Genomic DNA, 14,017 nt, shown 5'->3' on the forward strand with positions numbered 1-14,017 from the left:
GGCCCGCACCCCCGCCCGGCCACCCATGCAGCATGGTGTCGTTGGGCGGCCGGGCGGGGGTGCGGGCCGGTGCCGGCATCGCGATAGCGCCGAATGGCGCATTCCCGAACCTCCTCCGACGCGGTTGCTCCAACGGGCCGGGCTTCGTATCTAGAGGCCCATGCGAACGCTCCTCCTCGTTCCGGCCCTGGTCGCCCTGGCCGTGGTGCCTGCCCTGGCGCAACAGCGTGGCGGATCGGCAACGCCGCAAGCCCCGCGACGACTGGGCGATTTCCAGTCCTGGACCGCCGCCGTGCATACGGAGAGCGGGCAGAAGGTCTGCTATGCCTTCACGCGCGCAACCCGCACCGATCCGGCGCGGGAGAACGTCATCCTGACCGTGACGCACCGTTTCAACGGGCGTGACCAGGTGGCGCTCTCGGCGGGCTATGCCTACCCGCGCAATGCCGCGGTCACGGTCGCGGTCGGCCAGCGGGAGCTGCCCTTCTACACCGGCGGCAGCTCGGCCTTCGCCCGGGACGGGCGTGCCGCCGTCGCCGCCTTCCGTGGCGGCGCGCAGGCCGTGGCCCGCGGGCCGCGGGCCGGGGGGCGCGGCACGACCAACGATACCTTCAGCCTGTCCGGCTTCTCGGCAGCCTATGACGCCATCAGCCAGGAATGCCCGCCGGGCCCGGCACGCCGATGACCGAAGCCCCCGCCACGGACGGGCTGGCCGAGGCGGAACGGGCTCGCATCCTCGCCAAGGCCGCCATCTTCGCCCCGCCCCCGGCCACGCTGCCGGATGGGCGGCGCGACCTCGTTGGCCTGTCGCGCGAGGAACTCGCCGGGGAAATGCTGGCGATCGGGGAGAAGCCCTTCCGCGCCAAGCAGCTCTGGCACTGGATCTATCACCAGGGCGAGACCGACTTCGCCAAGATGTCGACCATCGCCAAGCCGATGCAGGCGAAGCTGGCCGAGCGCTTCATCGTCGGCCGGCCCGACGTCGCGATGCAGCAGGAGAGCGCCGATTCGACCCGCAAATGGGTCTTCGCCTTCCGCGACTCGCAGCGCGTCGAGACGGTCTACATCCCCTCGGCCGATGAGGATCGCGGCGCGGTCTGCATCTCCACCCAGGTCGGCTGCACCCTGTCCTGCCGCTTTTGCCATACCGGCACGCAAAAGCTGGTGCGCAACCTCGGCGCGGCCGAGATCGTCGGCCAATTCATGGCCGCCCGCGATTCCTATGGCGAATGGCCCTCCCCCAAGGACGGCACGGCGCGGCACCTGTCCAACATCGTCGTCATGGGCATGGGCGAGCCGCTCTACAATTACGAGAACGTCGCCAAGGCCCTGCGCATCGTGATGGACCACGAGGGCATCGGCCTGTCCCGCCGGCGCATCACGCTGAGCACGAGCGGCGTCGTGCCGATGATGGACCGCTGCGGGGCGGAGCTCGGCGTCGGCCTGGCGGTGTCCCTGCACGCGGTGACCAACGAGCTGCGCGACGAGATCGTCCCGCTGAACCGCAAATACCCGATCGAGGAGCTGATGGCGGCCTGCCGCCGCTATCCCGGCGCCTCCAACGCGCGGCGCATCACCTTCGAATACGTCATGCTGCGCGGGGTGAACGATTCCGAGGCCGAGGCGCGCGAGCTGGTCCGGCTGATCAAGGGCCTGCCCGCGAAGGTGAACCTGATCCCGTTCAACCCCTGGCCCGGCAGCCCCTACAAGACCTCGACCTCGGAGGCGATCCAGCGCTTCGCGGCGATCGTCAACGACGCCGGCTATGCCAGCCCGATCCGGCGTCCGCGCGGGCGGGACATCCTCGCGGCGTGCGGGCAGTTGAAGACCGAAAGCGAAAGGCGGGCTCGCGGGGCGGCGTGAGGCCGGCCGGCCCCACCCGCCAGGCGGTGGGGCCTTCCTGAAGATCCCGCCGCTGCAGATCAAGGGGCCAAACCACCCGAGCAAAGGCCGAAGCGCCTCTGCAATCCTCCGATTGGAACGGCGCGCCATTGGCGGAATGGCGCCGAGACGCGCATCTGCGCCCGCACCGCGTTCGGCGAGCGCTTCTGGAACGTTCAGCCCGGCGCCAGAAGATTGCGGTCCAGGTGCGCCAACCACCAGGGGCACCCCATTGACGTTGCGCTGCAACGCCAATGGGACCTCGATGGCGGGGAGGTCCGGAGGGGCAGAGCGCCTCCGTTTCCAACCTCAGCGGAAGCGGCCGGGTCATCAGGACGTTTGGTGGTCCGGCGCAGGGCGGAATCCGTCCCTGCTTCAGCGTCCTCATCCGCGGTCATATGGGACGGGCCCTTCCGCCGCGCCCGGCAAGCGACCTCAGAACGTCTCCACCCAGGGCCGCACCTCGATCTCCCAGGACCAGGCAGACCGATGCTGGCGGATGAGGTGGAGATAGGTCTCGGCGATCGCATCCGGGTCCAGCAGCGCGTCCTCACCCGTCTCGGGCCGCCGCGTGCTGCGGATGCCGCCGTCGATGACGATATGCGCGACATGGATGCCCTTGGGGTGCAGCTCGCGCGCCATGGATTGCGCCAGGCCGCGCAGGGCGAATTTCCCCATCGCGAAGGGGGCGGATTGCGCATAGCCCTTCACCCCGGCCGAGGCGCCGGTCAGCAGGATGGTCCCGGAGCCGCGCTCCAGCATCCGCCGCGCCGCCTGCTGCGCCGCCAGGAAGGCCCCGAAGGCGCAGACCTGCAGCGTGCGCTGCACATCCGCCGGCACGAGGTCCACGAACGGCCCGCGCGTGCGGTAGGACGGGTTGTAGACCACCACCTCGGCATCGCCCTCGGCGTCGAACAGGTGCTCGACATGCGCCTCGTTCGCCGCGTCGCAGGCATGGGCGACGGCACCGGTTTCGGCCACCAGCGCATCCAGCTTGGCGATGTCCCGTGCGGCCAGGGCGATGTCGTAGCCCTCCTTCGCCAGCAGGCGCGCCAGGGAGGCCGAAAGCCCATCCCCCGCGCCGATGATCAGGGCCTTCGGCATGTCTCGCTCCTTACCGCGTCCCTCGGCATGTGGTGCCTTCCGCGCGGAGCGTCAGACCCCCCGCGGCGCGAGCAGCATGACCGCCGCGCCGGCCAGGCACAGCGCGGCGCCGGCAACGTCCCAGCGATCGGGGCGTACACTCTCGACCGCCCACATCCAGGCCAGGGATGCGACGATGTAGATCCCGCCATAGGCGGCGAAGGCGCGCCCCGCTGCCGCAATGTCCACGCGCGTCAGCAGCCAGGCGAAGGCGATCAGCGACGCGACGCCCGGGACCAGCCACCACGGGCTGCGATCCAGGCGCAGGACGGCCCAGAAGGCGAAGCAGCCGGCGATCTCGGCGGCGGCGGCAAAGGTGTAGATCAGCATGGCATGGGCGGCCGGGGAGGGGCGAGGCCCTTCCCCGATCCCTCCATCAGTCGATGCTTTCCAGCAATTCGCACAGCGTCGCGCAGCGCGGCGCGAGGTCCTGCCACAGGATATGCTCGAACGGGGCGTGGGCGCCGGCGCCGGTGCAGCCGAGCCCGTCCAGCGTCGGCACGCCGATCGCCGCGGTGAAGTTGCCGTCCGACCCGCCGCCACGATGCTGCTTCGGTAACTCGTAGCCCATCCGGGCCGCGATGCCGTGCGCCATGACGTAGAGCTTCGTGATCTCCGGCGTCTCGACCATGGGCGGGCGGTTCATGCCGCCGGTGACCTCGATACGGATGCCGTCGGCCTCGCCCGCCATGCCGAGGATCAGGCGCTCGATGCGCTCGCCATCGGGGATGGTGGCGACGCGGCAGTCGATCTCGCAGCCGGCTTCGGGCGGGACCACGTTGGGGCGGGTGCCGCCCCAGATCGGCGCGACATTGGTGGTGGTGCCGCCGGGCAGGTCGGTCAGGGCGTGGATCTCCAGGATCTTCTTCGCCAGCGCGACCACGGCGCTGCGCCCGTCCTGCCAGTTGCCGCCGGCATGGGCCGACACGCCATGCACCTTCATCACGAAGCGGCCGACGCCCTTGCGCGCCGTGACGCAGGCGCCGTTCGGGCCGCCCGCCGGTTCGGGAATCAGCACGGCGCGGGCGCCGGTCGCGGCCTTCTCGATCGGGGCGCGGCTGGTCGGGCTGCCGACTTCCTCATCCGGGGTCAGCAGCAGGACGATGGGGCGCTTCGTCGCGATCTTCTGGCGCAGGATCTCGCGCACCGAATGGAAGGCGAAGAAGGACCCCGCCTTCATGTCGTAGATGCCCGGGCCATGCGCCTTCGCGCCATCCACCTTCCACGGCATGGACGTCGCGAGGGTGCCATGGTCCCACACCGTGTCGAGATGCCCGGCGACCACGACCGGCGCGCCTTCGCCCGGCGTGCGGGCGATCAGCGTGTCGCCATAGCCGTCATAGCCCGGCAGGCGCTCGATCGCCGCGCCGACCGCGGAAAGTTCCGCCTGCGCCTTGTCGATCAGCCCGTTCACCGCCTTGGGGTCGGTGGTCGGCGTCTCGTGCAGCACCCATCCCTTGAGTTCCTCGAGCAGGCGTTCTGAGGAGCCGATCTCGGTCTGGGGCATGGCGATTTGTCCTGTTGCTGGAAGGTCCGGCTTCTGGCAGCGGGGTTTTCGCTTGTCCATCCCGGGCAGGGCCGTTAACGACCGTGCCGCAGCGCAGCAGAGGATTGTTGCCGCCCATGCCCGACTCCTACGCTTTCGAGGACCTCTCGGTCGGTCTGACCGCGAAATTCTCCAAGACCGTCACCGAGGCCGATATCGTGCTGTTCGCCGCCGTCACGGGCGACACCAACCCGATGCATCTCGACGCCGAATACGCCGCGACCTCCATCTTCAAGGAGCGTATCGCCCACGGCATGCTGGCGGCGGGGCTGATCACCAAGGTGCTCGGCACGCAGCTTCCGGGCCCGGGCACGATCTACATGTCGCAATCCTTGAAGTTCCGGGCCCCAGTGCGGATCGGCGAGACGGTGACCGCGACGGTCGAGGTCATGGCCCTGCATCCCGAAAAGCGCCGCGCCACGCTGCGCACGGTCTGCACGGTGAAGGGCGAACCGGTGCTCGAGGGCGAGGCCTATGTCTCCGTTCCCTCCCGCGCCCAGGCGGTCAAGGCCGCGGAGTAACATCATGCGTCGCGTCTGTGTCTTCTGCGGGTCGGCTGTCGGCGCGCGCCCGGACTATGCCGAGGCGGCCGAGACACTCGGCCGCGCCATCGCCGCGCGGGGCCTCGGCCTGGTGTTCGGCGGCGGCGCGGTGGGGCTGATGGGCATTGTCTCGCGTGCCGTGATCGCGGCGGGGGGCGAGGTCATCGGCATCATCCCCCATGGCCTGATGATGCGGGAGGCCGGCAACCGGGACCTGACCGACCTGCGCGTCGTCGCCTCCATGCACGAGCGCAAGGCCATGATGGCCGAGCTGTCCGACGGCTTCCTGGTACTGCCCGGCGGCTACGGCACGCTGGAAGAGGTGATCGAGGCGCTGACCTGGCTGCAGCTCGGCATCCACGGCAAGGGCGTGGTCTTCGTGGACACGCTCGGCTACTGGCAGAAGCAGATGGCGATGCTGGACCACATGGTCGAGGAAGGCCTGCTGAAGCCGCAGATGCGCGCCTTCGCCATGATCGCGCCGGACCCCGAGGCGGCGCTCGACACGCTGGCGGCCTTCACACCGCCGCCCATGCCGCGCTGGCTGCTGCCGGGCGAAGGCTGAGGAAGCACCATCGGATGATCATCGAGGGTTGGCGGCAGGTGCCGCCGGAAGCCCGCGGCGCCACCGTCGCGCTGGGCAATTTCGACGGGGTGCATCTCGGCCACCTGGCGGTCCTGCGCGCGGCCCATGCGGCACGGCCCAACCTCCGCCTCGCCGCCCTGACCTTCGAGCCCCATCCGCGCGAGCATTTCCGCCCCGACGACCCGCCCTTCCGCCTGACCCTGCTGCCGGCCAAGGCCGCGGCGTTGCAGGCCGGCGGCGCGGCCTTCGTCTATGCGCTGCCCTTCGACGACGCCTTCGCCGCCATGACCGCCGAGGATTTCGTCGAGGAGGTGCTGCACAAGGGCATCGGCGCGAAGCACCTGGCCTGCGGACCGGACTTCGCCTTCGGCCACCGTCGCGGTGGCGACGTCGCCTTCCTGGCGCGCGAAGCCGAGAAGCGCGGCATGGGCCTGTCCATCGTCCCGCCCGTCCAGCATGACGGGGAGGCGATCTCCTCCACCCGCATCCGCCGCCTGTTGCAGGACGGATACCCGGAGCGCGCCGCCGAAAAGCTCGGCCGGCCTTGGGAAATTCGCGGCACGGTGGTGCATGGCGACAAGCTCGGCCGCGTGCTGGGCTGGCCGACCGCGAATATCTGGATCGGGCGGCACCTGGAACCGGCGCGCGGCGTCTATGCCGTGACCGTCGCCCTGCCCGACGGGTCCGAGGCCAAGGGCGTCGCCAATGTCGGCCGGCGCCCGACCCTCGGCGGCGATCCCGAGACGCGGCTCGAAACCTTCATCTTCGACTTCGACGGCAATCTCTACGACCAGGAGATCGGCGTGCGGCTGGTGCGCTTCCTGCGTCCGGACGCGAAATTCGCGGGGCTCGAGGAGCTGAAGGTCGCGATCGCGCAGGATGTCGAGGACGCCAAGGCCGCGCTGGGGTGAAGCGGCCGGCGCCTATCGGACCGAGATGGCGATGGTGAAGCGTTCGGACGAAAGGGACCGGAACAGCTGGCTGACGCGAACGCGGTAGCTGCGCCGCTCGGTCGTGAAGGTCAAATCATCCCGTCCGTCGGCGACGCCATCGACGCCAATGATGATGTTGCGGCCGGCTGTCACCCGCAGTCGTGCTGTCTGACCGGCCCCGGTGGCGAGGCTGTAGCAGAGGACATCCTCGGGCGACGCAATGCCCGTTATGGTTGTTCCGGTTGCGCCGCGCGGGAAGCGGATATCGCTGCAAGGAGCCTGGGCATGGCCCGACGCCGTCCAGGCGAGGACGACCGCCCCCCACAGCCATGCGCCATGTCGCGGCATCGCGGGCCTCCCGAAATGTTCAACAGGAGGAGAACCCGAATCCGGCCGGCAGCCCAAGCAGCAAGAACATGATTTCGCCCCGGCCGGTCAGGCGGCCGGCGCGTGGGGGAGGGGGGACCCCAATGCGCGCATGCCGGGGCAAGGCGCCCCGCTCAGCGCGCCAGCCCCAGCCCTGCCAGGTATTCCGCCGCCTGCCGGATGCGCCCCTTGTCGCGCAGCTCGATCATCAGCCGGGGCATTGTCTCCAGCGTGGCGAGGGCCGCGAAGACCGCCGTCCAGCGGATATTGCCCTCGCCCGGGGGCCAGTGCCGGTCGGCATAGCCGTCGGTGTCCTGAAGATGGACATGGTCCAGCAGGTCGCCCGCCGCGGTGATGAAGTAGTCCGGCGGCGGCGCGCCGGTGGACCCGTGGGCGTAGTTGGCATGCCCGGTATCGACCGACAGCTTCACCGAGGGCAGCCCGATCGACAGCGCGAGATGGGCGCGGTCCCGTGGGTCCTTGTCCTCGATGTTCTCGATGACCAGGGTGACGCCCAGTGCCTCGGCCCGACGGGCAGCGGGCAGCAGCGTGTCATGGGCGTGCGCGGTGACCTCCGCCCGCGCCTTGTGGTCCATGTCGAGGTTGTTGTGCATCCAGGTCGTGTAGGGGCTGTGGACGACCATCTGGGTCGCGCCCGTCTCGGCACAGGCATCGAGGCCCTGGTCGAGACGCCTGCGCACCACGGCGCGGATCTCGGGGTCCGGGGAGGCGATGGAGAAGCCCCAGAACGGTCCGTGCAGGCCGAGCCGGCCGGTGTGGCCGGCCAGCATCTCCCGGGCGCGGGCGGCGCGGTCCTTCCAGTCCGGCGCGTCCAGCACCTCGGCGAAGCAGAAATCCTGCAGCTCGACGTCGCGCTGGTCGGCGAGGATCCATTCGCGATAGGCAGGCAGGCTGGCGATCGGCAGGCAGGCGCCGAGAACGGGACGCGGATCGGCCGGCATGGGGGGTTCCCTGGATGCGGATGCATCCCTTGTCGCCGGCTGGCCGGGCCGGGCCAAGGAACCGTATGGCGATGATTACGTGACGTCCGCATGACTGCCGCCGTGGCGGCCCGGCTTGACGGGCGGGCAGGCCCCTCCGCATATGCGCGCCATGGCTTGGGACGCGCATGCGCGAATTATCGACCCGGCCCTCGCTTGAGGGTCGGGTACTGCCGCACGCCACCCCCATGACCCGCCGCCGCGCCCCCACGCCCCGCCCGCCGGCGCACCGAGACAGGCTCCCATGACCGACAGCCCCGCCGAGGCCCGCGACTACCGCAGCACCGTCTTCCTGCCGAAGACGCCCTTCCCGATGAAGGGCGACCTGCCCAAGCGGGAACCGGCGATGCTGGAACGCTGGGCGAAGCTCGGCCTGTGGCAGAAGCTGCGGGCGCAGTCCGCGGGCCGCGAGACCTTCGTCCTGCATGACGGCCCGCCCTATGCCAACGGCAACCTCCATATCGGCCACGCGCTGAACAAGATCCTCAAGGACGTGATCAATCGCGGCGCGCAGATGGCGGGCTTCGACGCCAACTATGTGCCGGGCTGGGACTGCCACGGCCTGCCGATCGAATGGAAGGTCGAGGAGGAGTACCGCGCCAAGGGCCGCGACAAGGATGCGGTGCCGGTGCTCGATTTCCGCGCCGAATGCCGCGCCTATGCGACGCATTGGCTGAACGTGCAGCGGGACGAGTTCAAGCGCCTCGGCGTCTTCGGTGATTGGGACGACCGCTACGCGACGATGGACTTTGCCTCCGAGGCCGCCATCGCCGGGGAAATCGGCAAGTTCCTGCTGAACGGATCGCTCTATCGCGGCCTGCGCCCCGTGATGTGGTCGCCGGTCGAGAAGACCGCGCTGGCCGAGGCCGAGATCGAATATCATGACCATGTCTCGCCGACGCTGCATGCGAAGTTCCGCCTGCTGAAGGCGAAGGCCGAGGATCTGGTCGGTGCCGATGTGGTGATCTGGACCACCACGCCCTGGACCATGCCGGGCAATCGCGCCGTGGCCTATGGCGAGGAGATCGACTACGCGCTGGTCCATGTGGAAGGCGTCACGGAGACCTCTCTGCTGAAGGTCGGCGACCGGCTGCTGGTGGCGCTGCCCCTGCTGCCCGCTTTCGAGAAGGACGCCGGCATCGGCGCGCACACGGTCACGCGCGTCTTCAAGGGCACGGAGCTGGAAGGGGCCATCGCGGCGCATCCGCTGCGCGGTGCCGGTTACGACTTCGACGTGCCCCTGCTGCCGGGCGACTTCGTCACCACCGATGCCGGTACGGGCTTCGTGCACATCGCCCCGGGCCATGGTGAGGACGACTTCAACCTCGGCCGGCAATACGGATTGCCGATCCCCGAGACGGTGAACGACGACGGCACCTTCACCCACCACGCGCCGGGCTTCGAGGGGCTGCACGTCTTCAAGGCCCACACAGCCGTCTATGACGCGATGCGCGCCGCCGGCACGCTGGCCGCGACCGGCAAGCTGACGCACAGCTACCCGCATTCCTGGCGGTCGAAGAAGCCCGTGATCTTCCGCGCGACGCCGCAGTGGTTCATTGCCATGGACGATGGCAACGCCATCCGGACCAAGGCGCTGAAGGCGATCGACGAGACCTATTTCGTCCCCGACGCCGGTCGCAACCGCATCGGTTCCATGGTCGCCGCGCGGCCGGACTGGTGCATCTCCCGCCAGCGCGCCTGGGGCGTGCCCATCCCGGTCTTCGTGTCGAAGCAGTCGGGCGAGCCGCTCCGCGACCCCGAGATCATCGAACGCGTCGTCGCGGCCTTCCGCGATGAAGGCGCGGACGCCTGGTACAAGCCCGGCGCGGCCGCCCGCTTCCTCGGCCCCGATCGCGATCCCAAGCTCTATGAGCAGGTGATGGACATCGTCGATGTGTGGTTCGAGTCCGGCTCGACCCACGCCTTCGTCCTGCCGCCGCGCAAACTGCCCTTTCCGGCGGACCTGTACCTGGAGGGTTCGGACCAGCATCGCGGCTGGTTCCATTCCTCGCTGCTGGAATCCGTCGGCACGAACGGCGTCGCACCGTTCAAGGCGATCCTCACTCACGGCTTCACGCTCGACGAGCAGGGCCGGAAGATGTCCAAGTCGCTCGGCAACACCACGGCGCCGCAGGACGTCCTGAAGCAGTATGGGGCCGATATCCTGCGGCTGTGGGTGATGAATACCGATGTCACCGAGGACCAGCGCATCGGGCCGGAGATCCTGAAGCAGCAGGCGGAACTCTATCGCCGCATCCGCAATACGCTGCGCTGGCTGCTCGGCAGCCTCGAGGGCTTCAGCGAGGCCGAGACCGTCCCCTATGACGAGCTCCCCGAGCTGGAGCGCTGGGTGCTGCATCGCGTGACGGAGCTGGATGCCAAGATCCGCGCGGCCTCCGAACCGCATTCGGCCACGCGCTTCGCCTGGACCGGCGTCTATCCCGAGATCCACAATTTCTGCGCCACGGACCTCTCGGCCTTCTATTTCGACATCCGCAAGGATGCGCTCTATTGCGACCGGCCGGATTCCGCGCGCCGGCGCGCGGCGCGCACCGTGCTCGACATCCTGCATCGCTGCCTGTGCACCTGGCTCGCCCCGGCGCTGGTCTTCACGGCGGAGGAAGCCTGGCTCGCCCGCTTCCCGGATGAGGAGGGCAGCGTCCATTTCCTCGACTACGCCTTCGTGCCGGAGGGGTGGAAGGATGAGGCGCTGGCGGCGAAGTGGGCGGAAATCCGGGCGATCCGAGGCGCCGTGACGGGTGTTCTGGAAACATATCGGCGGGAGGGCGCCATCGGCTCCAGCCTGCAGGCGAAGCCGTCCCTGCTGCTGCCGATGGAGCAGCTCAACCTCCTGACTCCGCAGGAATGGGCAGAGGTCTGCATCGTCTCCGACATGGAAGTGCACCGTTCGGACGCGGCGGCGGCAGGCGCGCCGCCCGCCGTCGGCTTCAATCCCGCCCCTGGCATGAAATGCGCCCGCTGCTGGCGCGTCCTGCCCGAGGTCGGCGCCTCCGCGAAGCACCCCACTCTCTGCCTGCGCTGCGAGGACGCCGTGGAGGCCCTGGCGTGACGGCGGGGTCCGGGACAACTCGGGGGGAGAGGGGGCGGCGTCCCCTCATCGCCGCCTGCCGATGAGCCTCCGCCTCGGCCTTCCGGTTGCCGCCGGCATCCTGGTTTCGGATCAGCTCAGCAAATGGTGGATCCTCGAGGTCGCCCGCCTGCCCGAGGTCGGCCGCATCCCCCTGTTCGAGGCCGGGCCCTTCAGCCTCGACCTCACCATGGTCTGGAACCGCGGCGTCACCTTCGGGATGTTCGCCGGGGAGGGGCCCTGGCACCACCTGGCGCTGGCCCTGGTCGCCGCGGCCATCGTCGCCTTCCTCATCCGCTGGATGGCGCGGGCCGAGAACCGCCTGACCGCCATCGCCCTGGGCGCCGTCGCCGGCGGGGCCATCGGGAATGTGATCGACCGGGTCCGCTTCGGGGGCGTCGTCGATTTCGTGGACGCTGCCGGCTGGGGCTGGCACTGGTATGTCTTCAACATCGCCGACGCCGCCATCGTCTGCGGCGTGATCGCCCTGGTCGCGGATGCCTTGTTCCGGCCAAAGCCGCGGCCTAAGGAAGGGACATGAGGATGCGCCTCCCCCCCGCCCTTGCCACCCTGGCCCTCGCCGCGCTGCTGCCGGCCTGTGGCGACAGCACCGCCCGGACCCTCGGCCTGGTGCGCGACGCGCCGGACGAGTTCCAGGTGACCACCCGCGCGCCGCTGTCCATGCCGCCCGACATGACGACGCTGCCGACGCCGCGCCCAGGTTCCCCGCGGCCGCAGGAACGGTCCAGCCGTCAGCAGGCCGAAGCGCTGCTGTCCCCTGGCCTCGCGCTGAATGACCCGCGCCGCGCACCTGGCGCCCAGGCCTCGGTTGGGGAGAACGCCCTTCTGCAGCGCGCTGGCCCCACCGCCCCGGACGACATCCGCCGTCGGGTGGATGAGGAGAGCCTGCGGCTCGACCAGCCGGACCGCAGCTTCACCGACCGCCTGATCTTCTGGCGCGACCCGCCGCCACCGGGCACCCCGGTGGACGCGACCCGCGAATCGCAGCGCATCCGGGAGAACGCGGCACTCGGCCGGGATGTCGAGAACGGCGAGACCCCGGTGGTGCAGCCGCGCCAGCGGACCTTCTTCGAATGGCTGGGGTTCTGAACGGCTGACGGTGGGGCGGCTTCGCGCATATGCCGCGGCGGGGTGGGGCTTTGCCCTTCCCCGAAACCACACCCCAGCAAAGGCCGAAAGGCCTTTGCAAACCCCGATCTGGCGTCGGGCACCGCTGGCAGCATGACGCCGAAGCCCGCATGAGCGGACCAAAGGCGCTGGCGAGGGCGACACTTTCGCTCAGGGTCCAGGGGCACCGGCCACCAGGTGCAGCGCGACGTGCTCTGACACGTGTCCACCCTTTGCGCCGCCGCGATCCGCCTGGCGCCAGGGCTCGGTTTCTGAAGGCCTTGCGACCATTGGCGCAGTAAGGCTTGGAGAGGGGCAGACCCCTTTCCAAGCCTCACCCGATGACCAAGGCCGGTTTCCGCCGCCATACACTTCCGTAAGTCCGCTTCCCCTGTTGCGCTCGCGGCCCCATCTTGGCCCCATGCCCGAGATGACCCGTCGCACCACGCTCTGTGCCGCCGCCGCGCTCGCCGCCGCGACCCCGGCCGCCCGCGCCACCGCCCAGACCGCAACGCCCGCTGCCGCACCCGAGGCGCCGCTGTTCGGTGCGAAGATCTGGAAGCTCGGCAACGGGCTGACCGTCGCCTACGTCGAGAATCGGCGCGCGCCGGTCATCGCGCAGTACCTCTACTATTCGGCTGGTGCGGGTGAGGACCCGGCCGGCCGCTCGGGCGTGGCGCATTTCCTCGAGCACATGATGTTCAAGGGCAGCCCGCACGTGCCCTCGGGTGTGCTGTCGCGGCGCGTGGCGCGGGAGGGTGGGAATGACAACGCCTTCACCTCGCGCGACGTCACCGCCTATTACCAGCAGGTCGAAGCCTCCCGCCTGCCGATGATCATGCAGATGGAGGCGGACCGCTTCGCCGCCGCACTGATCCCGGCCGACGAGCTCGAAAGCGAGCGGAGCGTGGTGCTGGAGGAACGACGCCAGCGCACCGATTCGAACCCCCGCGCCCGGTTCCAGGAGGCCTTCCGCGCCGCGCTGTGGGGCCCGCAGACTTGGCCCGGGCGGCCGATCATCGGCTGGGCCGACGAGATCCGCGCCATCACCCGCGACGACCTGGTCGGCTTCCACCAGCATTTCTACGCCCCGCAGAACGCGACGCTGGTGATTTCCGGCGCGGTGCCGGAGGACCAGGTGCGCGCCCTGGTCGAGGAGCACTACGGCCCGGTCCCCACCCGCGCCGTGCGCCACCGCGACCGCGCCGCACCGCCGACCGCCGCCCATGAACCCCGCCTCGTCACCCGTGAGCCCCAGGCGCGCGAGGCGCTGCTGCTGCGCGCCTGGATGGCGCCGTCCCTGACCACGCCACGGGCCGAGATGAGCCTGCCGCTGGAAGTGCTGGCGCATCTGCTCGGCGGTGGCCAAGGGTCGCGCCTGCATGCCGCGCTGGTCGAGACCGGCCTCGCGGTGTCCGCCGGCGCCTCCTACGATTCCGAGGCCTATGGCGTGACGGAATTCATGGTCTATGCCGTGCCGCGCCGCGGCGTGGCGCCGGAGCGGTTGGAGGAGGCGGCGAATGCCGCCATTGGCGGTCTGTTGCAGGATGGCCCGACCGAGGCCGAGGTCGCGCGCTCCATCCGCCAGCTTTCCGCCGGCTCACTGATGGCGCTGGACAGCTTCGGCGCCGCGCCGCGCATGCTGGGCGGCGTGCTCGCGGTCGGGCTGCCGGCCGATGTCGTGGAATACTGGCCGTCCCGGATCCGCGGCGTGACGCGCGACCAGGTCATCGCCGCGGGCCGCGCCGTGATGGGTGAGGCCGCCAACACCACAGCCTGGCTCCTGCCGGAAGGGGCCTGAACC

The 14,017-nt window shown here is 70.0% G+C and carries 14 protein-coding genes; 9 read left to right on the plus strand and 5 right to left on the minus strand.

All coding sequences use genetic code 11. From position 1 onward, the window contains the following. Window positions 1-160: 160 nt before the first annotated feature. Complete coding sequence (locus tag KPL78_RS26675; protein ID WP_219766143.1) at window positions 161-685, plus strand: invasion associated locus B family protein; 525 nt, start codon at window positions 161-163, stop codon at window positions 683-685. After that, complete coding sequence (rlmN, locus tag KPL78_RS26680; RefSeq protein ID WP_255569510.1) at window positions 682-1,863, plus strand: dual-specificity RNA methyltransferase RlmN; 1,182 nt, start codon at window positions 682-684, stop codon at window positions 1,861-1,863. Before KPL78_RS26675 ends, rlmN begins: the two co-directional genes overlap by 4 nt. Window positions 1,864-2,316: 453 nt before the next feature. Here the strand turns inward: rlmN and KPL78_RS26685 are convergent, their stop codons facing one another. From KPL78_RS26685 to KPL78_RS26695, 3 genes are read right to left on the minus strand one after another with little or no spacing between them, the layout of a single operon-like run. After that, complete coding sequence (locus KPL78_RS26685; protein ID WP_219766147.1) at window positions 2,317-2,985, minus strand: SDR family NAD(P)-dependent oxidoreductase; 669 nt, start codon at window positions 2,983-2,985, stop codon at window positions 2,317-2,319. A gap of 51 nt (window positions 2,986-3,036) precedes the next feature. Next, window positions 3,037-3,354, minus strand: coding sequence for a YnfA family protein (locus tag KPL78_RS26690; protein WP_219766149.1), 318 nt, complete (start codon window positions 3,352-3,354; stop codon window positions 3,037-3,039). A 46-nt stretch (window positions 3,355-3,400) separates the two neighbouring features. Next, the gene (locus KPL78_RS26695; RefSeq protein ID WP_219766151.1) at window positions 3,401-4,531 is read right to left on the minus strand and encodes a M20 family metallopeptidase; all 1,131 of its coding nucleotides are present in this window, start codon (window positions 4,529-4,531) and stop codon (window positions 3,401-3,403) included. A gap of 116 nt (window positions 4,532-4,647) precedes the next feature. Between KPL78_RS26695 and KPL78_RS26700 the strand changes: the two genes are divergently transcribed. The 3 genes from KPL78_RS26700 to KPL78_RS26710 are packed head-to-tail and all read left to right on the plus strand — an operon-like array spanning window position 4,648 to window position 6,609. Next, the gene (locus KPL78_RS26700; RefSeq protein ID WP_304621886.1) at window positions 4,648-5,091 is read left to right on the plus strand and encodes a MaoC family dehydratase; all 444 of its coding nucleotides are present in this window, start codon (window positions 4,648-4,650) and stop codon (window positions 5,089-5,091) included. Between the two features lie 4 nt (window positions 5,092-5,095). Continuing rightward, window positions 5,096-5,677, plus strand: coding sequence for an LOG family protein (locus KPL78_RS26705; RefSeq protein ID WP_219766155.1), 582 nt, complete (start codon window positions 5,096-5,098; stop codon window positions 5,675-5,677). Between the two features lie 14 nt (window positions 5,678-5,691). Then, the gene (locus KPL78_RS26710) at window positions 5,692-6,609 is read left to right on the plus strand and encodes a bifunctional riboflavin kinase/FAD synthetase (RefSeq protein ID WP_219766157.1); all 918 of its coding nucleotides are present in this window, start codon (window positions 5,692-5,694) and stop codon (window positions 6,607-6,609) included. Window positions 6,610-6,621: 12 nt separating this feature from the next. On the opposite strand, the gene KPL78_RS26715 is transcribed toward KPL78_RS26710, so the two are convergent. Both KPL78_RS26715 and KPL78_RS26720 read right to left on the minus strand, forming a co-directional pair. Beyond that, entirely contained in the window at window positions 6,622-6,978 is a 357-nt protein-coding gene (locus KPL78_RS26715; protein WP_219766159.1) for a hypothetical protein, read from the minus strand. A gap of 152 nt (window positions 6,979-7,130) precedes the next feature. Continuing rightward, complete coding sequence (locus KPL78_RS26720; RefSeq protein ID WP_219766161.1) at window positions 7,131-7,958, minus strand: sugar phosphate isomerase/epimerase family protein; 828 nt, start codon at window positions 7,956-7,958, stop codon at window positions 7,131-7,133. Between the two features lie 283 nt (window positions 7,959-8,241). On the opposite strand from KPL78_RS26720, the gene ileS reads away from it, so the two are divergent. The 4 genes from ileS to KPL78_RS26740 all read left to right on the plus strand — a co-directional run bounded on the left by ileS (window position 8,242) and on the right by KPL78_RS26740 (window position 14,014). Then, a complete protein-coding gene (ileS, locus tag KPL78_RS26725) occupies window positions 8,242-11,067 on the plus strand; it encodes an isoleucine--tRNA ligase (RefSeq protein ID WP_219766163.1) in 2,826 nt (941 codons plus the stop codon). A 61-nt stretch (window positions 11,068-11,128) separates the two neighbouring features. Continuing rightward, window positions 11,129-11,626 (plus strand): signal peptidase II, encoded by a 498-nt coding sequence (lspA, locus tag KPL78_RS26730; protein WP_219766165.1) that lies wholly within the window; start codon window positions 11,129-11,131, stop codon window positions 11,624-11,626. Then, window positions 11,623-12,195 (plus strand): DUF3035 domain-containing protein, encoded by a 573-nt coding sequence (locus KPL78_RS26735; protein ID WP_219766166.1) that lies wholly within the window; start codon window positions 11,623-11,625, stop codon window positions 12,193-12,195. The genes lspA and KPL78_RS26735 overlap by 4 nt, the downstream gene beginning before the upstream one ends. Before the next feature lie 448 nt (window positions 12,196-12,643). After that, a complete protein-coding gene (locus tag KPL78_RS26740; protein WP_255569512.1) occupies window positions 12,644-14,014 on the plus strand; it encodes a M16 family metallopeptidase in 1,371 nt (456 codons plus the stop codon). Window positions 14,015-14,017: the final 3 nt, after the last annotated feature.

Origin of the sequence: Roseomonas alba, assembly GCF_019430885.1 — a bacterium.
GTDB classification, from domain to species: domain Bacteria; phylum Pseudomonadota; class Alphaproteobacteria; order Acetobacterales; family Acetobacteraceae; genus Neoroseomonas; species Neoroseomonas alba.